This is a genomic window from Halomonas getboli (genome assembly GCF_023094245.1).
GTDB lineage: Bacteria > Pseudomonadota > Gammaproteobacteria > Pseudomonadales > Halomonadaceae > Halomonas > Halomonas getboli.
Genome location: NZ_JALMEW010000002.1, coordinates 368840 through 388810 on the forward strand (window position 1 = coordinate 368840; position 19971 = coordinate 388810).

The 19971-nt window shown below is 70.2% G+C and carries 18 protein-coding genes; 10 read left to right on the forward strand and 8 right to left on the reverse strand.

Features of this window, described 5'->3' with window-relative positions; genetic code table 11:
- Positions 1-33: 33 nt before the first annotated feature.
- A complete protein-coding gene (locus MYL53_RS06700; protein WP_247852844.1) occupies positions 34-2496 on the reverse strand; it encodes a DUF1266 domain-containing protein in 2463 nt (820 codons plus the stop codon).
- 214 nt (positions 2497-2710) lie between these two features.
- Here MYL53_RS06700 and MYL53_RS06705 point away from each other — a divergent pair, with 214 nt between their 5' ends.
- Positions 2711-4156, forward strand: coding sequence for an NAD-dependent succinate-semialdehyde dehydrogenase (locus MYL53_RS06705; RefSeq protein WP_247852845.1), 1446 nt, complete (start codon positions 2711-2713; stop codon positions 4154-4156).
- A 32-nt stretch (positions 4157-4188) separates the two neighbouring features.
- Positions 4189-5487, forward strand: a complete 1299-nt coding sequence (gene gabT / locus MYL53_RS06710; RefSeq protein ID WP_247852846.1) for a 4-aminobutyrate--2-oxoglutarate transaminase — start codon at positions 4189-4191, stop codon at positions 5485-5487.
- A 106-nt stretch (positions 5488-5593) separates the two neighbouring features.
- Here gabT and MYL53_RS06715 read toward each other — a convergent pair whose 3' ends face one another.
- Together MYL53_RS06715 and MYL53_RS06720 are read right to left on the reverse strand one after the other, a co-directional pair.
- Positions 5594-5836 carry a GlsB/YeaQ/YmgE family stress response membrane protein gene (locus tag MYL53_RS06715; protein ID WP_247852847.1) on the reverse strand — a complete coding sequence of 81 codons (243 nt, stop codon included), beginning with the start codon at positions 5834-5836 and terminating at the stop codon, positions 5594-5596.
- Between the two features lie 83 nt (positions 5837-5919).
- The gene (locus MYL53_RS06720; RefSeq protein ID WP_247852848.1) at positions 5920-6468 is read right to left on the reverse strand and encodes a DUF924 family protein; all 549 of its coding nucleotides are present in this window, start codon (positions 6466-6468) and stop codon (positions 5920-5922) included.
- A gap of 364 nt (positions 6469-6832) precedes the next feature.
- Here MYL53_RS06720 and MYL53_RS06725 point away from each other — a divergent pair, with 364 nt between their 5' ends.
- The 8 genes from MYL53_RS06725 to MYL53_RS06755 all read left to right on the forward strand — a co-directional run bounded on the left by MYL53_RS06725 (position 6833) and on the right by MYL53_RS06755 (position 14255).
- On the forward strand, positions 6833-8425 hold the full coding sequence (locus MYL53_RS06725; protein ID WP_247852849.1) for a solute:sodium symporter family transporter: 1593 nt from the start codon (positions 6833-6835) through the stop codon (positions 8423-8425).
- Positions 8426-8582: 157 nt separating this feature from the next.
- Entirely contained in the window at positions 8583-9029 is a 447-nt protein-coding gene (locus MYL53_RS17330) for a DJ-1/PfpI family protein (RefSeq protein ID WP_345740359.1), read from the forward strand.
- Positions 9030-9085: 56 nt separating this feature from the next.
- The gene (locus MYL53_RS17335) at positions 9086-9601 is read left to right on the forward strand and encodes a helix-turn-helix domain-containing protein (protein WP_345740360.1); all 516 of its coding nucleotides are present in this window, start codon (positions 9086-9088) and stop codon (positions 9599-9601) included.
- Positions 9592-10770 carry an MFS transporter gene (locus MYL53_RS06735; protein WP_247852850.1) on the forward strand — a complete coding sequence of 393 codons (1179 nt, stop codon included), beginning with the start codon at positions 9592-9594 and terminating at the stop codon, positions 10768-10770. Before MYL53_RS17335 ends, MYL53_RS06735 begins: the two co-directional genes overlap by 10 nt.
- A gap of 22 nt (positions 10771-10792) precedes the next feature.
- Entirely contained in the window at positions 10793-12169 is a 1377-nt protein-coding gene (locus tag MYL53_RS06740) for a YcjX family GTP-binding protein (RefSeq protein ID WP_247852851.1), read from the forward strand.
- Positions 12166-13230, forward strand: coding sequence for a TIGR01620 family protein (locus tag MYL53_RS06745; RefSeq protein WP_247852852.1), 1065 nt, complete (start codon positions 12166-12168; stop codon positions 13228-13230). Before MYL53_RS06740 ends, MYL53_RS06745 begins: the two co-directional genes overlap by 4 nt.
- Before the next feature lie 74 nt (positions 13231-13304).
- Entirely contained in the window at positions 13305-13745 is a 441-nt protein-coding gene (locus MYL53_RS06750; RefSeq protein ID WP_247852853.1) for a universal stress protein, read from the forward strand.
- Between the two features lie 66 nt (positions 13746-13811).
- Complete coding sequence (locus MYL53_RS06755; RefSeq protein WP_247852854.1) at positions 13812-14255, forward strand: universal stress protein; 444 nt, start codon at positions 13812-13814, stop codon at positions 14253-14255.
- Here MYL53_RS06755 and MYL53_RS06760 read toward each other — a convergent pair.
- From MYL53_RS06760 to MYL53_RS06780, 5 genes are all read right to left on the reverse strand, one after another.
- Complete coding sequence (locus tag MYL53_RS06760; RefSeq protein ID WP_247852855.1) at positions 14242-15501, reverse strand: YbiU family protein; 1260 nt, start codon at positions 15499-15501, stop codon at positions 14242-14244. The two genes, MYL53_RS06755 and MYL53_RS06760, sit on opposite strands and share 14 nt — an antisense overlap.
- 14 nt (positions 15502-15515) lie before the next feature.
- Positions 15516-16637: an ABC transporter ATP-binding protein gene (locus tag MYL53_RS06765; RefSeq protein WP_247852856.1), complete on the reverse strand. Its 1122-nt coding sequence runs from the start codon at positions 16635-16637 to the stop codon at positions 15516-15518.
- 86 nt (positions 16638-16723) lie between these two features.
- Positions 16724-17602, reverse strand: coding sequence for a carbohydrate ABC transporter permease (locus tag MYL53_RS06770; RefSeq protein ID WP_247852857.1), 879 nt, complete (start codon positions 17600-17602; stop codon positions 16724-16726).
- A complete protein-coding gene (locus tag MYL53_RS06775; RefSeq protein ID WP_247852858.1) occupies positions 17595-18536 on the reverse strand; it encodes a carbohydrate ABC transporter permease in 942 nt (313 codons plus the stop codon). The genes MYL53_RS06770 and MYL53_RS06775 overlap by 8 nt, the downstream gene beginning before the upstream one ends.
- Before the next feature lie 60 nt (positions 18537-18596).
- Positions 18597-19871, reverse strand: a complete 1275-nt coding sequence (locus MYL53_RS06780; protein ID WP_247852859.1) for an ABC transporter substrate-binding protein — start codon at positions 19869-19871, stop codon at positions 18597-18599.
- Between the last annotated feature and the right edge of the window lie 100 nt (positions 19872-19971).

Below are 19971 nucleotides of genomic sequence, written 5' to 3' on the forward strand. Positions count from 1 at the left end.
GCCAGCCGTCGACATCATAACCAGCGTAACGGTTTAATGCAGCTGCCGGCCATCACCGGGCAGCGTGTCCACGTGCATCGGTGCCCAGTGACGCAGCCGCGCGCCCGGGAAATCGAGGCTCGCCCAGGCCCCGGCCAGCGGCGGCGCGGCGGACAGCCAGCTCACCAGCGCCTGACGGAAGCCGGCGAGGAAGGCCTCGCGCTCCGGCGTCTCGCCCATGAAGAAGGAGAAGCCGGCCAGCAGGCCGCGACCGTACTCCTCCCAGCCGCCATAGTGGCGGGCGGCCAGGGCGTGGGCCCGCTCCAGGCGCTGGAGAAAGTCCGGCTCCGCCAGCCAGCCGAGCTGGCGACCGGCGATCGCCAGGTCCACCGCCTGGGCCAGGTCCCAGGCGGTCATGTCGAGCTCGTTGCAGCCCTCTTCGCCGTCGCGCACGCGGATCAGGCGCAGCAGGTGGTTGCGCTCCTCCTCGCTGCACTCGCCGGACTCCAGGGTGGCAATCTCCGACAGCAGCCGGCTGCGGTTGAGGGTGTAAGGGGCGTAGTTGATCTGATACTCCTGCCGATCCCCGACGTCCAGCAGGTAGTCGATGAAGTCGGCGAGCTCGCCGGCCGTATGCAGGCCGTAGTGGCCGTCGACCCATTCGCGGATCGAGGCGCACTCGCGCTCGCTCTCCGGCTGGGGCAGGCTCCACGCCGGGCTGTTCAGCGGCCCCACCAGGGCCATGGCGGTGAAGTGCGGCAGGCTCGGCCGCGGGCCGGGCTCCCGCCATTCGCCGCTCTTCCAGTCCAGCCAGTGGAAGGGGCTGCCCGGGTCTTCCAGATGCCAGCGGATCTCGGCCACCAACGAGGGCTGGTCGGGCTCCGGCAACAGCGCCTCCCACTGCGCCCAGGCCGCCAGCAGCCGCCGCGGGCTGGCATAGAAGCGGCTCAGCGAACCGTGCAGGGCCGCGGCCAGCTCGGCCAGCCGGTCGGCATCGAACAGCCCGCTGTCCATGGCCATCTGCAGGTGAAAGGCATACTTCTCGGCCATGTGGATGGTCGCCGCGTGTCGACTGGCCTTGCCCAGGGCGTCACGGGCGGCCAGATCGCCCTTGGTCGGGCGGCCGAACGGCGTGGCGGGCGGTGGCAGGGCCCCGTGGGCGCCGTCCGCCGCCAGCTGGTTGAGGTGATGCGCCTGGGCCGGCAGCCAGTAGCGCGAGAGCGCCTCGGGGCCCTCGTCGGCGTGCAGATCGAGGGTCTCGGCAAGATAGCGGCGCGCATCCTGCTGGCGCGCCTCGTCCAGCGACGGCGCCACGCCCTGGCGCAGCGCCAGCTCCGGCTCGCGCACCGCGGCCAGGGCCAGCACCCAGTGGCTCGGATCGCGTCGCCAGTCACGCATGGCCCGGCGCGAGGCCTCCAGAGCCTCGTCCGCGGCGATCTCCTTTAGCGGCCGGCGCCAGGGGCTGACCGGCGACTGCAGCAGCAACGCCCAGTCGGCGTCGAACGCGCCGCGCAGGTCGCGGGCCTCGAACAGGCTGCGACCGCGCTGGTAGGCCCGGGCCAGGGCCATCCAGTCGCTGTAGCGATGCATCGCCAGGTCGGCGCCGTGGAGCGCGAAATGGCGGGCTTCCTCGTCGTCGAGCCAGCCCAGACACAGGCCGGCCCAGGCCAGATCGATCATGCGCAGCCAGTCCCAGGCGGCCCATTCCAGCGGCTCGCCGCCCTCGACCAGGGTCAGCAGCACGCGCCCGGCGGACTGGTCGCGCGGCGCCAGCCCCTCCCACCAGGCGCGGCGCTCCTCACCGGCGGCCGACAGCAGGCGCTCGGCGTCCAGGTCCCAGGCCTGTCGGTCGCCCTGGGACGCCAGCCACAGCAGCACCCGGATCAGCTCGTCGCGGCCCTGGACCTGCCAGCCCTCGGCCAGCCAGGCCTCGACGCCCTGCCAGTCGAGGGGCGCGGCCCGTGCCTCCAGCACCGGGCTGAAGGCCGCGCGCAGCCGCCACACCCGTTCGGCTTCGTCGTCCGGCCACAGCGCCGGCTCGCGGCGCGAACCGGCCAGCCATTCGCGCAGCATGTCCCAGGTCACGCCCTCGCCTTGATGCTCGAGCGCGGCCAGCGCCTCGCAGGCCTCGCTGAAGCCATCGTCGCCGTGGACCCAGCCCTCGGCGCTACGCGCGCGGCACAGCGCATCCAGCCAGGCGTCCAGGCCGTGATAGCGGCCGCCGATCTCCTCGGCGATGCGCTGGCCCCAGTCCCGGGCCCGCTGCTCGCCGAGCCAACCGGCGGCGCCGGCCAGGGCCGCGAGCTCGAGCGCGGCGAGCAGCCGCCCCGGATGGGCCTCGCCCCCGGCGCCGAACGCCTCCAGCAGGCGCCAGCCCAGTTCGCCGCGGTCGACGACCCCCAGCTCCTCCAGACGCGCCTCGGCCACCTCGGCCTCCAGCGTCAGGGGATCGGGGGCGAAGGCCCAATCACACAGCACCAGCTGCTGGGCCCACCAGGCATTCAGGGGATCGACCAAGGCACACCTCGCCACACAAGCAAACGTTCGGAACGGCGCCTCGGCGCCGCGGGAAATTCGGCGACATAGTGTAACGGAAAGCGCCGCCCTCGCCGATGCTCGAATCCCCTTCCAGAGAAAGTCAACGCCGGGGCTTGGCGAGGTGTTTCAAATAATGCACACTCGTCAATCATAACGCATCACGAGCCATCCTAACGCATCGCGAGAGAGCCCCATGTTCACCGAGAGCGACCTGCTGATCGACAAGGCCTATGTGGCCGGCCAGTGGCGCGACGCCGAGCGCCGCTTCCCCGTGACCGATCCCGCCAGCGGCGAAGTGCTGGCCGAGGTGGCGGACCTGACCGCCGACGACGCCCGCGAGGCCGTGGCTGCCGCCGAGGCCGCCTGGCCGGCCTGGCGCCGCCAGACCGCCAAGCAACGCGCCGCCCTGCTGCGAGGCTGGTACGAGCGCATCATGGCCCACCAGGAGGTCCTGGCACGGCTGATGACCCGCGAACAGGGCAAGCCGATCGGCGAGTCGCGCGGTGAGGTCGGCTACGGCGCCAGCTTCGTCGAGTATTACGCCGAGGAAGCCAAGCGCGTGGCCGGCGAGACCCTGCCGGGCCACGGCGCCGACAAGCGCATCCTGGTGATGCGCGAGCCGATCGGCGTGATGGCCGCGATCACGCCCTGGAACTTCCCGCTGGCGATGATCACCCGCAAATGCGCCCCGGCCCTGGCCGCCGGCTGCCCGGTGGTGATCAAGCCCGCCGAGGCCACCCCGCTGACCGCCCTGGCGCTGGCCAGGCTGGCCGAGGACGCCGGCTTCCCCGCGGGCGTGATCAACGTGGTGACCGCCTCCCGTCCCGCCGAGATCGGCGAGGTGCTGACCACCGACCCGCGGGTGCGCAAGGTCTCCTTCACCGGCTCTACCCCGGTCGGCAAGACGCTGCTGGCCCAGTGCGCCGGCACCGTCAAGAAGGCCTCCATGGAGCTCGGCGGCAACGCGCCCTTCATCGTCTTCGATGATGCCGACCTGGATGCGGCCGTGGAAGGGGCCATCGCCTCCAAGTTCCGCAATGCCGGCCAGACCTGCGTGTGCACCAACCGTTTCCTGGTGCAGGATGGAGTCTACGATGCCTTCATCGAGAAGCTGGCCGCGCGCATGGCCGAGCTCAAGGTCGGCAACGGCCTCGAGGACGGCGTGCTGCAGGGCCCGCTGATCAACGCCGCGGCGGTGGACAAGGTACAGGCGCACATCGCCGACGCCCTCGAGCACGGCGGGCGCCTGGTGTGCGGCGGCGAGCCCCATGCCCTGGGCGGCACCTTCTTCCAGCCGACCCTGGTCGCCGATGTCACCGCCGAGATGCGGGTGGCCACCGAGGAGACCTTCGGTCCGCTGGCGCCGGTGTTCCGCTTCCACGACGACGAGGAAGCGATCGCCATGGCCAACGCCACCGAATTCGGCCTGGCCGCCTACTTCTATGCCCGCGACTACCGGCGCATCTGGCAGACCATGGAAGGCCTCGAGTACGGCATGGTGGCCGTCAACGAGGGCCTGCTCTCCACCGAGCTGGCGCCGTTCGGCGGCGTCAAGGAATCCGGCCTGGGTCGCGAAGGCTCGCGTCACGGTCTGGACGAATACACTGAACTAAAATACGTCTGTGTCGGCGGGCTCTGAGCCCCTACCGCTCTCTCAACAGGAGTCGTCTCATGAACAACGCACAACTCAACGAGCTCAAGCAGCGCTACGTCGCCAGCGGTGCCGCCAGCCCGGCCACCCAGTTTGCCGACCGGGCCGAGAACGCCCTGATCTGGGACGCCGACGGCAACCGCATCATCGACTTCGCCGGCGGCATCGGCGTGCTCAACATCGGCCATCGCCACCCCAAGGTGGTCCAGGCGGTCAAGGACCAGCTCGATAAGGTCATGCATACCTGCCAGACCGTGATGCCCTACGAGGGCTACGTGAAGGTGGCCGAAAAGCTCAGCCAGGTGACCCCGGTGCGCGGCCACGGCAAGGTGATGCTGGCCAACTCCGGCGCCGAGGCGCTGGAGAACGCCGTCAAGGTGGCCCGCGCCGCCACCGGCCGCGACAACGTGATCTGCTTCACCGGCGGCTATCACGGCCGCACCTTCATGACCATGGCCATGAACGGCAAGGTCGCGCCCTACGCCACCGACTTCGGCAGCATGCCGGGCAACGTCTTCCGCGCGCCCTATCCGGTGCCCTATCACGGCGTCAGCGAGGAAGAGGCCCTGCGCGGCCTGAAGCTGACGCTGAAGACCGATGCCAACCCTAAGAATACCGCCGCCATCGTGCTCGAGCCGGTGCTGGGTGAAGGCGGGTTCTACGCCGCCTCGCCGAGCTTCCTCAAGGCGGTGCGCGAGCTGTGCGACGAGCACGGCATGCTGATGATCGTCGACGAGGTGCAGTCCGGCTTCGGTCGCACCGGCAAGCTGTTCGCCATCGAGCACAGCGGCGTCGAGCCGGACATCATCACCATGGCCAAGAGCATGGCCGACGGCATGCCGATCTCCGCCGTGGTCGGCACCGACAAGGTGATGGACGCCTCCGGCGGCAACTCGCTGGGCGGTACCTACACCGGCAGCCCGGTGTCCTGCGCCGCGGTGCTGGCGGTGCTCGAGGTGTTCGAGGAGGAGAAGATCCTCGACAAGAGCCAGGCCCTGGGCGACAAGCTGGGCCAACGCTTCGACCAGTGGGCGAAGCGCTTCGATTGCGTGGCCAACGGCCGCCATCTCGGCGCCATGGCCGCCTTCGACGTGGTCTCCGACAAGGCCAACCACACCCCGGACGCGGACCTGGCCGGCGCGCTGTGCAAGAAGGCGCGCGAGAAGGGCCTGATCCTGCTGTCCTGCGGCCTGTGGGGCAACACCATCCGCTTCCTGATGCCGGTGACCATCGAGGACGAAGTGCTGGCAGAAGGCCTCGCGATCATCGAGGAGTGCCTGACGGAGCTGGTCGGCAGCCAGGCCGCCGCCACCGCCTGATCCTGCGCTAGCCCAAACGCACGCCGCCCGGCCAATCGGCCAGGCGGCGTGCGTTTTACGTGAGGGGATAGGCGTCAGGCGCGAGGCGAAACCTCGCCGGGCACTCCTAGGCTTTTTTCACTTTCGCGATCACCCACAGCAGGACTACTGCCCCCACCACCGCGGTGACCAGCGAGCCGATGAAGCCGCCGGCCTGCAGGCCCAGCAGGCTGAACAGGAAGCCGCCGACCACCGCGCCGACGACCCCCACCCCGATATTGCCCAGCAGGCCGAAGCCGCCGCCGCGCATGATGTTGCCGGCGATCCAGCCCGCCAACCCGCCGATGATCAACCAGGCGATGATGCTCATGGGACTCTCCTTTTCCACTTCCTAGGGATGTGCCTGCCAGACTGCCGGCATGCGGTGTCAAAAAGCAAGGTCGTAACGCAAGCTCAGAACGATGATCCGGGCCGGGCCAGGAAGGCCCGCTCTTCCTCGGTCGAGGCTCGCCCGAGGGCGGCGTTGCGATGCGGATAGCGGCCGAAGCGCTCGAGGATGTCGCGATGCCGGCGCTCGGCGCGCAGGCTGTCCTCCAGGCCCAGCTGCGCGAACAGCCCCTGCGCCTCGTCGTGAACGGCCAGCGACTCGCTGTGCATGTAGGGCATATAGAGGAAGGCTCGCTCGCGAGCCGGAAGCGCTGCGTCGTCGCCGACGGCCACCGCCTCCCGGGCGAGCGCCAACGCACGTGCGTCGGCGGCGAAGGCCCCGGCGGTGTCTCGGTGGATATGGCGGGAGAACTGATCGAGCACGATGATCTCGGCCAGTCTTCCCCGCGCCGACTGCCGCCAGCCGTCGAGCTCGCCGCGGCGTGCGGCCGCGTGGGTATCGCCGAAGCGCCGCCGCACCTCGTCGTCGAGGGCACTGTCCTGGCGGAACCACTGCGCCGGTGCCAGCTCGTCGAACCAGAACGCGAGGACTTCCCGGGACTCCTGGCCTGACATGGCGTCGCTGCCTCCTCTGGTAGCGGGGCCAACCCCCGGCCACGGCGGATGATCTCCCAGCATAGCAGCCCGCTCTCGCTACCCGACCGATGCCCGACAACGCCTGCGGCCGCCTATCGGCCGATCTCGCTGCTCGGCGCTTCCTGCGACGCGTCTGGCGCCGCTGTGCGGCGGGGCATGGCCGACATCGGTGGGTGTGGTGACGCTATCCTGAAAAAAGACTACCGAAGGTTAGACGAAAGGCGTATGGCACAGGCAAGGCAGTTCCCTAGACTCCCGACCACTCTCGTAAAGTTAGCAAGAAAAAACGGTCCCCACGCGGCGACAACGCCAATGTGCGCCAGACATTAAGGATGTTTCCGATATGCACGCCCTGACCCTCGCCTCCTTCCTGTTCTTTACAGGACTGGTGGCCTTCCTGACCTGGCGGATCACCCGCCGCGACGACCACTCAAGCACCAACGGCCTGTTCCTGGCCGGGCGCAGCCTGACCTTCCCGTTGATCGCCGGCTCGCTGCTGATGACCAACCTCTCCACCGAGCAGATGGTCGGGCTCAACGGCGCCGCCTTCGCCGATGGCCTGAGCGTGATGGCCTGGGAAGTGGTGGCGGTCATCGCCCTGGTGCTGCTGGCGCTGTTCTTCCTGCCACGCTTCCTGCGCAGCGGCATCGCCACCGTCCCCCAGCTGCTGGAGATCCGCTTCGACAAGGGCACCCAGCGCATCGCCAACGTGATCTTCCTGCTGGCCTATGCGGTGATCCTGCTGCCGATCATCCTCTACTCCGGCGCCATGGGCCTGCAGGGCATGCTCGACCTGCACGGCCTGACCGGCATCCAGTCCGACACCACCCTGCTGTGGCTGACGGTGTGGATGGTGGGCCTGATCGGCGCCGTCTACGCGCTGTTCGGCGGCCTGCGCACGGTCGCCGTCTCCGACACCCTCAACGGCATCGGCCTGCTGATCGGCGGCTTCGTGATCGTCTACTTCGGCCTGCAGGCCGTCAGCGACGGCAGCGGCGTGATGGCCGGCTGGGACATGCTCAAGGAAGCCCATCCCGAGCGTCTGAACTCCATGGGCCGTGAAGACCAGCAGGTGCCCTTCGCCACCCTGTTCACCGGCGTGTTCCTGATCAACGTCTTCTACTGGACCACCAACCAGCAGATCATCCAGCGTACCTTCGCCGCCAAGAACCTGGCCGAGGGTCAGAAGGGCGTGCTGCTGACCGGCCTGTTCAAGCTGCTCGGCCCGCTCTACCTGGTGCTGCCCGGCATCATCGCCTATCACCTTTACGCCGATCAGGGCGTCCAGGCCGACGAGGCCTACGGCCACCTGGTGTTCAACGTGCTGCCGCCCTACCTCAGCGGTTTCTTCGCCGCGGTGATGGTCGGCGCCATCCTGTCGTCGTTCAACTCGGCGCTGAACTCCACCACCACCCTGTTCAGCCTCGGCTTCTACAAGGGCGTGCTGAACAAGGACGCCAGCGAGGAACAGGTGGTCCGTGCCAGCAAGACCTTCGGCTGGATCATGGCGCTGATCGCCATGACAATCGCCCCGCTGCTGGCCGGCCAGGAGAGCCTGTTCGGCTATCTGCAGAAGATGAACGCCATCTACTTTATCCCGCTGCTGGCGGTGGTGCTGGTCGGCCTGCTGACCAAGCGCGTGCCGCCCATGGCGGCCAAGATCGCCCTGGTCGGCGGCTGCCTGCTGATCTTCGCCGGCTACTTCATCCCGCCGTTCAACCAGCTGCCGCAGATCATGAACGAGTTCCACTTCGTCGCCTCGGTCTTCGTGCTGCTGGTGGTGGCGATGCTGGTGATCGGAAAGCTGCGTCCGCGCGCCGAGGCCTGGGTCCACGAGGACAGCGGCGCCGTCGACCTGACGCCGTGGAAGGGCGCCGTGCCTGCCGGCATCGTGCTGGTGATCCTGGTGATCGCCATCTACGCCGCCTTCGCCTGACGCCACGCCGGCTTCTCCGCGCCATGACGACGCCCCGCCCCGTGCGGGGCGTCGTCGTTTCGGGCCGCGCCATGTCCTGATCAGTGGGAAATGGGTCGTTGTAGACATCGACGCCAGCCGCCAGACTTCAGACATCGTCTCGTCAAGGAACCCGCCGATGTCCGATGCTTTCCCGCCGCGCCGCGTCGTATTACTGGCCTATCCCGACTGCCAGGCGCTGGACGTCAGCGGCCCCTGGCAGGTCTTCGCCAGCGCCAACGACTGCGCCGGCCGGCCGCTCTACGAGCTGTCACTGGTCGCCCGCGCCCCGGGCCCGCTTCACACCAACGGCGGCCTGGCGATAGTGGCCGACCTCGACTGGGCGGGCCTGACGGCACGTGGCGCGCCGGATACCCTGCTGGTGGCCGGCGGCAGCGGCGTGTTCGCCGAGTGCCGCGCCGGACACCACCTGGACGGACTGCGCGAGATGGCACCGCGCGTCCGGCGACTGGGCGCCATCTGCACCGGCGCCTTCCTGCTGGCCCGAGCCGGCCTGCTCGACGGCCGCCGCGCCACCACCCACTGGCGCCACGCCAGGCCCTGGCGCAGGCCTACCCGACGGTAAGCGTCGAGCCGGATGCGCTCTACGTCGCCGACCGCGGCCGCTACACCAGCGCCGGAGTGACCGCCGGTATCGATCTGGCCCTGTCGCTGGTCGAGGCCGATCACGGCGCCGAACTGGCCGGCCGGGTGGCCCGCGAGCTGGTGATGTTCCTGCACCGCCCGGGCGGCCAGTCCCAGTTCAGCGAGGCGCTCGCGCAACAGCGTCGCACCAGCGGCCCGCTGCGCGAGCTGCTGGACGGCCTGCACGCCGATCCGGCCGGCGATCACCGCCTGGAGCGCATGGCCGAGCGGATGGCGGTCACCCCGCGCCATCTGTCGCGACTGTTCCGGCGCCATCTCGATACCTCGCCCGGCGCCTACCTGACGCAGCTACGCCTGGAGGGTGACCGCCGAGAGCTGATCGATGGCCATCCCGCCCCGCCGCTCGAGCGTCTCGCCGCCCGCTGGCGGCTGGGCGGCGCCGAGCAGCTGCGCCGCCTCTTTCATCGCCGCTACGGCGTCCCGCCGTCGGTCTATCATGAGCGCTTCGGCGCCCGCCCCGTCCCGCTCGAGGAGCCAGCCCCATGCCCCTGACCGTCACCCTGCTTTCGCTGTGCCAGGCCCTGCTGGTCAGCGGCAACATCCTGCTGATCGCCGTATCGCCGCTGATCGGCGCCCAGCTGGCCCCGGCGCCGGCCTGGTCCACCGCCCCGGTGGCGACCCAGTGGCTGGGGCTGATGTGCGCCACCATTCCCGCCTCGCTGATCATGGCGCGGCTGGGTCGCCGCCGCGGCTTCGTGCTCGGCCACCTGCTGGGGCTCGCCGGCACAGCCCTCGCCGTGGCCGCCCTCCAGGCCCAGACGTTCGGCCTGTTCCTGCTCGCCACCTGGCTGATCGGGATCGGCATCGGCTTCGGCCAGCTGTATCGCTTCGCCGCGGTGGAGGCGGCCCCCGAGGGCGGACGCGACCGGGCCATCGGCCTGGTGATGGGCGGCGGCGTGCTGGCGGCCTTCTTCGGCCCCTGGCTGGCCCGCCACAGCCACGCCCTGGCCGAGGTGCCCTACCTGGGCAGCTTCCTCGGCCTTGGCGCGCTCTATCTGCTGGCCCTGGCGCTGCTGGCCGGCGTGCGCCTGCCCGAGCCCGGCCGGGAAGCCGCCGAGGGCGAGCCGCGCCGGCTGAGCGAGATCGTCCGCCAGCCGGTGTTTCTGCTGGCAGTGGTCAGCGCCATGGTCGGTTACGGGGTGATGAACCTGGCCATGACCGCCACCCCGCTGGCGATGGCCGAGGTCGGCCACGGCTTCGATCACGTGGCCACCACCATTCAATGGCACGTGGTGGCGATGTTCCTGCCTTCCTTCTTCACCGGGCGACTGACCGCCCGCTTCGGCGCCCCGCGGATGATCGGCGCCGGCTGCCTGCTGCTCGCGGCCAGCGCCCTGATCGCCCAGCTCGACGCCGGGCTCGCCGGCTTCCATGCCGGGCTGGTGCTGCTCGGTCTGGGCTGGAACTTCGCCTTCCTGCCCGCCACCGGGCTGCTCACCGAGGCCCACTCCCCCGCCGAGAAGGCCCGTACCCAGGCCGCCAACGAGTTCCTGGTGTTCTCCACCGTGGCGATCACCGCGCTGCTGGCCGGCCCGGCGGTGACGCTGCTGGGCTGGGCGAGCCTCAACCTGCTGCTGGTCCCGCTGTGCCTGCTGCCGCTGGCGCTGCTCGGCGCCCGTCGCCTTGCCTTCCGGCGTCGCCGCCCGCAGATTAGGGGCTGACACGGATGCCGAGCGACGCCCCATGCCCCGAAACCTGACACGCGACCTGCTCGAACGCGGCCGCGACCGCCAGCTGCGCCTGGCGGTCACCGGCCTGTCGCGGGCGGGCAAGACCGCCTTCCTGACCTCGCTGATCGACCAGCTGCGCCACGCCGGGCTCGAGGCCCGACTGGACCTGCTGCCGGCCGCTCGGGAAGGCCGCCTGCTGGGCGCCCGACGGGTCGAGCAGCAGGACCTCGGCGTGCCGCGCTTTCCCTTCGACCGCGCCCTCGCCGCCCTCGACGCCGACCCGCCGCAGTGGCCGGCGCCGACCCGCGGCATCAGCGAGCTGCGCCTGTCGATCCGCTACCGCCCCAGCCGCCCGGGCTGGATCGGCGGCGACACCCGCCGGCTGACGCTGGACCTGTTCGACTATCCCGGCGAATGGCTGCTCGACCTGCCGCTGCTGGAGCACGACTTCGCCAGCTGGTGCCGGGCCCAGCGCTTCGACGGCGAGCGCGCCGCGCTGTTCGCCGACTGGCAGCGCGAGGTGGCGAAGCTCGACCCGGCTCAGGAGGTCGACGAGGCACGCCTGGCCGAGATCGCCGAGCGCTACGCCGAGGGCCTGCGGGCCGCCCGCGAGGCCGGCTTCTCGGACCTTCAGCCGGGCCGCTTCCTGCTGCCCGGCGAGCTCGAGGGCGCCCCGGTGCTGCAGTTCTTTCCCCTGCCGGGGCTCGACGGGGCCGATCCGTCCGTGCTGGCGCAGCTGCCGCCGGAGAGCCTCTACGCCACCCTGGCGCGACGCTTTCGCCACTACCAGCAGCACATCGTCAAGCCGTTCTACCGTGATCACTTCCGGCGCTTCGACCGCCAGATCGTGCTGGTCGACGTGCTGGGCGCACTGAACGCCGGGCCCGAGCGCTTCGAGGATCTGTCCCGGGCGCTGACGCGGCTGATGCAGAGCTTCGACTACGGCCGGCGCAGCTTGCTCTCGCGGCTGTTCGCCCCGCGCATCGACCGCCTGGCCATCGCCGCCACCAAGGCCGACCACGTCACTCCCGAGCAGCATCCGCGCCTCACCGGGCTGCTCCAGGCGCTGCTGGCCGAGCCGCTCAAGGACCTGCGCTTCGCCGACGTGCCGGTGCGCGCCCTGAGCCTGGCCGCGATCCGCGCCACCGAGGCCCGCGAGGTCGACCACCGCGGCCAACGCCAGCCGGTCCTGCGCGGCACCACCCTCGAGGGCGAGGAGACGCTGCTGTTCCCCGGCGAGGTGCCGGCCGCCCTGCCCGACGCCGGCTTCTGGCGCCGCCAGGGCTTCACCTTCACCGCCTTTCGCCCCCAGCCCCGCGACGGCGGCGCCCTGCCGCACATTCGCCTGGACGCCGCCCTGGAGTGGCTGATCGGAGACAAGCTGACATGACCGCGCCCCGCGAATCCGACCCGCGCCCCGGCCGGCGCTTCACGCTGGAGACCGAAACCGCCCCGGAGGCGCCCGAGACGCCGGCCCCGGAGCATCTGTTCGATCCGACACAGGCCCACCATCCACCGACGCCGGCGGAGCCGGACGCCGCCCCCGGCGAGAGTGAGGCCGCCGTCACCGCCGGGCTGGCGCCGCCGAAGCGCCGCCGCTGGGGCCTGCTCGGGCTGCTGGTCGCGGGGCTCGGACTGGGCGCCGGCGAGCTCGCGCTGTCGATGCCCGCGGCGCTGGCCGAGGGCGACTGGCTGGGGCTCGGCTGGGGGCTGCTGGGCCTCGGCGCCATCGGCCTCGGCGGCGGCGCCCTGGCCCGGGAGCTGTGGCGACTGCGCCGCCTGCGGCGCCACGAGCGGCTGCGCGAGACGCTCGGCGCGCTGCCGGAGGCCTCCGCCCGCCAGGCGCGCGCCACCGCCGACCAGCTGCGCCGCCAGCTGGGCCTGGACGAGGACCATCCGCACTGGCAGGCCTTCCTCGCCGCCCATGAGCCCCATCACGACGGCCGCGAGACCCGGGCCCTGCTGGCCCACCACCTGCTGGCCCCGCGCGACCGCGAGGCGCGGCGGCTGATCTCCCGAATGAGCGGCGAAACCGCGGTGATGGTGGCGCTGAGCCCGCTGACGCTGGTCGACATGGCGCTGGTGGCCTGGCGGCATCTGTCGCTGATCGACCGGCTGTGCAGGCTCTACGGCCTGGAGCTCGGCTATGCCGCGCGCCTGCGGCTGTTTCGCCAGGTCCTGCGCGACATGGCCTTCGCTGGCGCCAGTGAGCTGGCCAGCGAGGCCGGCATGGAATGGCTGTCGCTGAACCTGGCCGGACGCCTCTCGGCGCGGGCCGGCCAGGGCATGGCGGTGGGCCTGCTCGGGGCACGGCTGGGGCTTCGCGCCCAGCGACTGACCCGCCCGCTGGCCTTCGACGAGGCCGAGCGGCCGCGCGTCGCCGACCTGCGCCGCGAGCTGTGGGGCAGAATGCGACGCCTGGAGCGTCGCGAGCAGGACGACAAGCGTTGATGAGGATCATCCCAGGCGGCCCGATGGGGTCTAGGCTGAAGGGTATGCCACCGGCCACGCCAAGGAGAGATCCCATGTTCCACACCATCCTCGTGCCCATCGACGGCTCCGAGCACTCGCGGGTGGCGCTGTGCGTCGCCTGCAAGCTGGCCCGCCAGGAGGACGGCCAGCTGATCCTGCTGCACATCCCCGAGGCCCTGCCCCACGAGCCGCTGCTGGTCTGGGGCATCGGCGCGGTGCCCATGGAATCGACCCTGGAGAAGCGCGACGAGGTCGGACAGACCCTGCTCGATCACGCCATCGAGGAGGCCAAGGCCCTGGGCATCGAGCAGGTCAAGCCGGTGCTCACCCGCGGCGATCCCAGCCAGACGATCCTGGCCGCGGCCGAGGAGCACGGCGTCGACACCATCGTCATGGGCAGCCGCGGCCTCGGCGACCTCAAGGGCCTGGTGGTGGGCAGCGTGTCGCACAAGGTCAGCCACGGCGCCGACTGCCGGGTGATCACCGTTCACTGATCCGCTGACGCAGCGTCGACCGGCGGCTAGGCTGCAGGCGTGAAGCCCGTGTCGCGAGGTGATGCCATGTTTCGCACGATCCTGGTGCCGGTCGACGGTTCATCCCACTCCCGCAAGGCGCTCTCGCTGGCCTGCCAGCTGCTGGCAGACCGTCAGGACGCCTGCCTGCTGCTGCTCCACGTCCCCGAAGCCGCGCCGCACGACCCGCCAATGATGTGGGGCGCGGGCAGCGAGGCCGCGGCCGACTCCCGCGACGAGCGCGAACGTCGCGCCCGACGGCTGCTCGATACGGCCGCGGAGGAAGCGCGCGACCGCGGCGTCCGCCACGTCGAGCCCCTGCTACGCTACGGCGACCCCACCCGTACCATCCTCGAGCTGGCCGCCGCCCGCGACGTGGACGCGATCCTGATGGGCAGCCGCGGCCTCAGCGACCTGCGCGGCCTGCTCACCGGCAGCGTGTCGCACAAGGTCAGCCATGCCGCCGAGTGCAGCGTGGTCACCGTCCATTGAACGTCGGGTCACCCATCAGCCCGCGCCCCTGCGGCGTCAGCTGCCCCGGCCTGCCGCGCCCGACGAAGTCCACCTCGAAATCGTCCGCGGCGAAATCCGGCGGCGTGCGGCCCGACGCGAAGGCCCGCCACTGCTCTTCAAGGTAGGCGGCGTTCTTGTCGCACCAGGGCGCCGCGCCGATATAGATCACGTTGCTGTCCTCGTGCCCGCGATGCTCGGGGTCCACCGCATGCACCACGTCGCAGTGCCACCAGATGGTGTCGCCGGGCGCCAGGTCCGGGATCGGCGTCAGCGCCTCGAGCAGCGGCGCATGCCAGTGAGGGTCCACCGACAGCGCTCGCCCCGGCCGGGCCCCGCACAGATCGTGCTCCGGCACGTCGTCCTGCAGTGCCCGCAGCAGCAAGTAACTCATCACATCGGCGATCGGGATCAGGTTGAGGGTGCCGGCCCCGCCGCGCTGCGCCGTCAGCGCCGTCCAGCCCTGGAAGGTGCGGAACATCGAGCACACCGCCGGCGATTTCACCTCGCGCACCCGGGTTCGGCTGCGCGCGTCGAAGGGATCGAAGCGCTCCGGCCGGCCGTCGAAGACGTGACGATAGACGTCGCGGAAGTTGGCCTCCAGCCAGCGTTCCACGGAACCGCCGTCGACGTGGGGCGACAGCCCCAGGCTCGCCGAGCCCGGCGGACGACGCCGCAGCCGGTCGGCATAGCAGGCCAGGCGCCCGGGATCGAACTCCTCCCCGGCGTCCCACAGGCCATTGAGGAAGCGACAGGCGTCGGCCAGGCGCGGATCCTGGCGCGCCAGCACCTGTGGGCGCGACCAGTAGAGGCCGTAGATCTGCGGCGTGCCCTGGTCGAGGCCACCGAAATAGGGGTCCTCGGCGGCCTCGGCGAGCCTGGCCATGAAGCGGTTGCGCGCCAGGTAGTCGCCGATCTCGACGTTCCAGGACGCGGCGGTGGCCGCCGGGAACACGCCGTGGATGGCACAGGCGCCGCGTCGTCGGATCCGCGCCAGGACCGCCTCGTCGACCCGGCCGGCGACCACGTCGTCGGCGTCGAGGCTCGGGATCGGCGAGCAGCCTGCCTCGCGCTCGGCCCGGATCTCGGCCACTTGGGCGAGAATGGCGGCCTCGGCTTGGGCGAAAGCGCCGCGATAATCGCCGATCCGTTGGCGCAGTTCGCGCTTGGCGGCGGCAATGGTCTCGCCGAGCCGCTCGGGATCGAGAGTAAAGGCTTGCTGTGGCATGACGACCTCCTGTGTCAGGCGAGACGCCGTTCGCTGTCGGGATCGAAGAGCACCGCTCGGCGCATGTCGACGCGCAGGCCCAGGCGCTCCCCCGCCGCCACCCGGCAGTCGGGATTCACCCGGGCCGTGATCTCGCCGTCGCCGAGCGGCAGGCGCAGCAGGATATCGGCCCCGGTGGGCTCGACCACGCTGACGGTCGCCGACAGCGGTGTGCCTTCGGCCTGCTCGCCGAGCCGCGCGTCTTCCTCGCTGAAGTGCTCGGGACGCAGGCCCAGCGTCAGCGTCCGGCCACGGCATTCGGCCAGGGCGGCGGTCTCGCGACTCACCGGCCAGGGCAGCAGCAGGTCGTCGGCGCCGGGCGTGGCCACGCGCAGGCGGTAGTCGCCGGGCGCACCCTCCAGCACCGCCGGAACGAAATTCATCGACGGCGAGCCCATGAAGCCGGCCACGAAGATGTCCACCGGGTCGTTGTAGATCTCGTCCGGCGTGCCGAACTGCAGAATGCATCCGTCGCGCATCACGGCGATGCTGTCGGCCAGGGTCATGGCCTCGATCTGGTCGTGGGTCACGTAGACGATGGTGGTGCCCAGGCGCTGGTGGAGCTTCTTGATCTCGGTGCGCATCTCCACCCGCAGCTTGGCATCGAGATTGGAGAGCGGCTCGTCGAACAGGTAGACCTTGGGCTCGCGGGCCAGCGCCCGGCCCATGGCCACCCGCTGACGCTGGCCGCCGGAGAGCTGCGAGGGCTTGCGCTCGAGCAGATGCGATATCTGCAGCAGATCGGCGACCCGTTCCACCGCGGCCTCGCGTTCGGCCTTGGGCACCTTGCGCATCTCCAGGCCGAAGGCGATGTTGCCGCGCACCGTCATGCTCGGATAGAGCGCATAGGACTGGAAGACCATGGCGATGTCACGCTCGGCGGGCGTGCGCCAGGTGATCTCCTCGCCGCCGATGTGAATCTCTCCCGAGGTCACCGGCTCGAGGCCGGCGATGGCGTTCATCAGGGTCGACTTGCCGCAGCCGGAGGGGCCGACCAGGATCAGGAACTCGCCCGAGTCGATGGCCAGGCTGACGTCCTGGAGCACCCGGGTGCTGCCGAAGTCCTTGCAGACCCGCTGAATTTCCAAAGCTGACATGGTGGTTACCTCTTCATTGTTCTGTTGCCCCGTACCGGGGGCGACGGGCCGCCGACGATGAGGGCGGCTCCCGGCCCGTGGCGTCGCTAGCCCTTGACCGAACCCGCGGTGAGCCCGCGCACGAAATACTTGCCGGCCAGCACGTAGACCAGCAGGGTCGGCAGCGCGGCGATCATGGCGGCGGCCATGTCGACGTTGTACTCCTTGACCCCGGTCGAGGTGTTGACCAGGTTGTTGAGCGCCACCGTCACCGGCTGGGTGTCGTGCCCGGAGAAGGCCACCCCGAACAGGAAGTCGTTCCAGATCTGGGTGAACTGCCAGATCACCGAGACCACGATGATCGGCTTGGACACCGGCAGCAGGATGCGCCAGAAGATGCGGAAGAATCCGGCGCCGTCCAGCTTGGCCGCCGCGACCAGCTCGTCGGGAACCGACACGTAGAAGTTGCGGAAGAACAGCGTGGTGAAGGCGATGCCGAACACCACGTGCACCAGCACCAGCCCGGCCCGGGAACTGGACAGCCCCAGCCAACCCAGGGTCTGGGCCATGGGCAGCAGGATGACCTGGAAGGGGATGAAGCAGCCGAACAGCATCAGCGCGAACAGCAGCTCCGCGCCGCGGAAGCGCCACTTGGTCAGGGCATAGCCGTTCAGCGCCCCGATCAGGGTGGCGATGATGACCGCCGGGATGACGATGGCGAAGGAGTTCCAGAAGTAGCCGCTCACCCCCTCGCAGCGCATCCCGGTGCAGGCCGAACCCCAGGCCTTGAGCCAGGGCGCCAGCGTCGGATGCTCGGGCAGCGTCAGCAGGCTGCCGGCGCCGATCTCGTCCAGGGGCTTGAGCGAGGTCAGCACCATCACCGCCAGCGGCAGCAGATACCACAGTGCGGCGACGACCAGCACCGCCTGCAGCAGCAGGCGCCCGGCACGGGCCGCCGGCGTCCGGGAGCGAATCACGTTATCCATGTCGACGGCTCCGCAGTTCGGAATACAGGTAGGGCACCAGGATCGCCAGCACGCCGCCGAGCATCAGGATGGCGCTGGCCGAGCCCATGCCGATCTGGGCCCGGGTGAAGGCGTGGGCATACATGAAGGTCGCCGGCAGGTCGGAGGCATAGCCCGGGCCACCGCCGGTCAGCGCCACCACCAGGTCGAAGCTCTTGATGGCGATGTGCGAGAGGATCATCACCGCGCTGAACACCACCGGCCGCAGGCAGGGCATCACCACCCGGCGATAGACCCGCGGCAGGCTGGCGCCATCGAGCTGGGCGGCCTTGAGGATGCTGTCATCGATGCCGCGCAGGCCGGCCAGAAACAGCGCCATGACGAAGCCCGAGGCCTGCCACACCGCGGCGATCACCAGGGTGTAGACCGCCATGTCGGGATCCACCAGCCAGTCGAAGGTGAAGGATTCGAAGCCCCAGCCGCGCACCATCGCCTGGATGCCCAGGCCCGGATTGAGCAGCCACTTCCACACCACCCCGGTGACGATGAACGACAGCGCCATGGGATACAGGTAGATCGTGCGCAGCACGCCCTCCTGGCGAATCCGCTGGTCGAGCAGGATCGCAAGGCCTGCTCCCAGCACCAGGCAGATGCCGACGAACAGCGCGCCGAACACGCCGAGATTGGTGGCCGCCACCCACCAGCGCTCGTTGGCCATCAGCCGCGCATACTGGGCAAAGCCGACGAAGTCGTAGCTCGGCAGCATGCGCGAATTGGTCAGCGAGAGGACGAAGGTCCACAGCATGAAGCCATAGATGAAGCACAGCGAGATCGCGACGGATGGCGCCAGCACCAGCTTGGGCAGCCAGGCCTGGAAGCGCCCCGTGAGACTGGCACGCGCCGCGGGGCGCCCGCCGCGCCGCCAGGCGTCGGCGTGAGTCGAAACGGATTTCATGGGATCACCTCACACTCGAGGAAGGGGCGGCGCCTGCCGTGCAGGCGCCGGACGGAACGCTCAGAGGGCCAGGCTGGCGGCCTGGGCCAGCCGCTCGGCGGCCTGGTCGGCGCTCATGTCGCTCGAGTTGAAGTAGTTGGTGATGATATCGAAGAAGGCGCCCTGGACATCGCTGCGCATGGCCATGCGGTGCGCCATGCTGGGCACCAGGGTGTCGGCGTCGCGCGCGTCCTGAAAGTCCTCCATGGAGCGCAGGGCACAGTCGTCGAAGCCACTCATGTCGAGATCCGGGCGCGCCGGAATCGAGCCCTTGAGCTGGTTGAAGGTCTTCTGGAACTCCGGCTCGAGGATCAGCCGCGCCAGGGCGAACTGTGCCTCCCGCGCCTCGGGGTCGCCGAGCTTGAACATCGCGAAGCTGTCGATGTTGAAGGTGAAGGCGTCCTCGGTGCCCGGCACCGGCGCGCATCGATAGTCCTCGCCGGCCTGCATGTCGGCGGCGGTGAACTCGCCCTTGGCCCAGTCGCCCATGATCTGCATGGCGGCGTCGCCGTCGATCACCATGCCGGTGGCCAGGTTCCAGTCGCGTCCCGGCATGCCCTCGTCCATCAGCTCGCGCAGGCGCTTGAAGGTGGTCAGCGCCTCGATCATGGTATCGCTCTCGAGCGCCTGCTCGTCGAGATCGACGAAGGCGCGGCGATAGAAATCGCTGCCGCCCTGGCTGAGCACCACGCTCTCGAACAGGGTGGCGTCCTGCCAGGGCTGCCCGCCGTGGGCCAGCGGCACGTAGCCCGCCTCGCGCAGCGCATCGCCGGCGGCGAACATCTCGTCCCAGGTGGTCGGCATCTCGACGCCGGCATCGGCCAGCACCTCGGGATTGGCCCACAGCCAGTTGACCCGGTGGACGTTGACCGGCACCGCCACGTAGTGGCCGTCGTGGCGCATCATGTCGGCCACCACCTCGGGCAGCAGCGCATCCCAGTCGCCCTGCTCCGCCACGCCGTCGAGATTGCCGAGCAGGCCGAGCTCGCCCCACTCCTGGATCTCCGGGCCGTTGATCTGCGCCGCCGCCGGCGGATTGCCGGACATCGCCCGGGACTTGAGCACCGTCATGGCGCTGTCGCCGGCCCCGCCGGCCACCGCGAAGTCCTTCCACTGGTGCCCTTCCGCCTCGAGCAGGTCGCGTAGTTCGCCCACCGCCTTGGCCTCGCCGCCGGAGGTCCACCAGTGCAGCACCTCGACCTCACCGGCCTGGACCTGGCCGGCGCCGAGGGCACCAGCCGCGGTCAGTCCCAGCAGGGCATGGCGGAGTGGGGTGAATCGCATCAATGCGCGCATGTGCCGTGCCTCCTGATTGTTGTTGTCTCGACTGCCGCCCGAAACCTTGGCGGCTCGCCTCACGCTAGCGCATTCGTGGCATCAATAGGCGTTACCTAAT

What these genes read in the sequence shown, in the direction of transcription:
- MYL53_RS06705 (WP_247852845.1), top strand. Translation starts at nt 2,711, where the DNA reads ATGTTCACCGAGAGCGACCTGCTGATCGACAAGGCCTATGTGGCCGGC.
- gabT (WP_247852846.1), top strand. Translation starts at nt 4,189, where the DNA reads ATGAACAACGCACAACTCAACGAGCTCAAGCAGCGCTACGTCGCCAGC.
- MYL53_RS06715 (WP_247852847.1), bottom strand. Translation starts at nt 5,836, where the DNA reads ATGAGCATCATCGCCTGGTTGATCATCGGCGGGTTGGCGGGCTGGATC.
- MYL53_RS06720 (WP_247852848.1), bottom strand. Translation starts at nt 6,468, where the DNA reads ATGTCAGGCCAGGAGTCCCGGGAAGTCCTCGCGTTCTGGTTCGACGAG.
- MYL53_RS06725 (WP_247852849.1), top strand. Translation starts at nt 6,833, where the DNA reads ATGCACGCCCTGACCCTCGCCTCCTTCCTGTTCTTTACAGGACTGGTG.
- MYL53_RS17330 (WP_345740359.1), top strand. Translation starts at nt 8,583, where the DNA reads ATGTCCGATGCTTTCCCGCCGCGCCGCGTCGTATTACTGGCCTATCCC.
- MYL53_RS06735 (WP_247852850.1), top strand. Translation starts at nt 9,592, where the DNA reads ATGCCCCTGACCGTCACCCTGCTTTCGCTGTGCCAGGCCCTGCTGGTC.
- MYL53_RS06740 (WP_247852851.1), top strand. Translation starts at nt 10,793, where the DNA reads ATGCCCCGAAACCTGACACGCGACCTGCTCGAACGCGGCCGCGACCGC.
- MYL53_RS06745 (WP_247852852.1), top strand. Translation starts at nt 12,166, where the DNA reads ATGACCGCGCCCCGCGAATCCGACCCGCGCCCCGGCCGGCGCTTCACG.
- MYL53_RS06750 (WP_247852853.1), top strand. Translation starts at nt 13,305, where the DNA reads ATGTTCCACACCATCCTCGTGCCCATCGACGGCTCCGAGCACTCGCGG.
- MYL53_RS06755 (WP_247852854.1), top strand. Translation starts at nt 13,812, where the DNA reads ATGTTTCGCACGATCCTGGTGCCGGTCGACGGTTCATCCCACTCCCGC.
- MYL53_RS06760 (WP_247852855.1), bottom strand. Translation starts at nt 15,501, where the DNA reads ATGCCACAGCAAGCCTTTACTCTCGATCCCGAGCGGCTCGGCGAGACC.
- MYL53_RS06765 (WP_247852856.1), bottom strand. Translation starts at nt 16,637, where the DNA reads ATGTCAGCTTTGGAAATTCAGCGGGTCTGCAAGGACTTCGGCAGCACC.
- MYL53_RS06770 (WP_247852857.1), bottom strand. Translation starts at nt 17,602, where the DNA reads ATGGATAACGTGATTCGCTCCCGGACGCCGGCGGCCCGTGCCGGGCGC.
- MYL53_RS06775 (WP_247852858.1), bottom strand. Translation starts at nt 18,536, where the DNA reads ATGAAATCCGTTTCGACTCACGCCGACGCCTGGCGGCGCGGCGGGCGC.
- MYL53_RS06780 (WP_247852859.1), bottom strand. Translation starts at nt 19,871, where the DNA reads ATGCGCGCATTGATGCGATTCACCCCACTCCGCCATGCCCTGCTGGGA.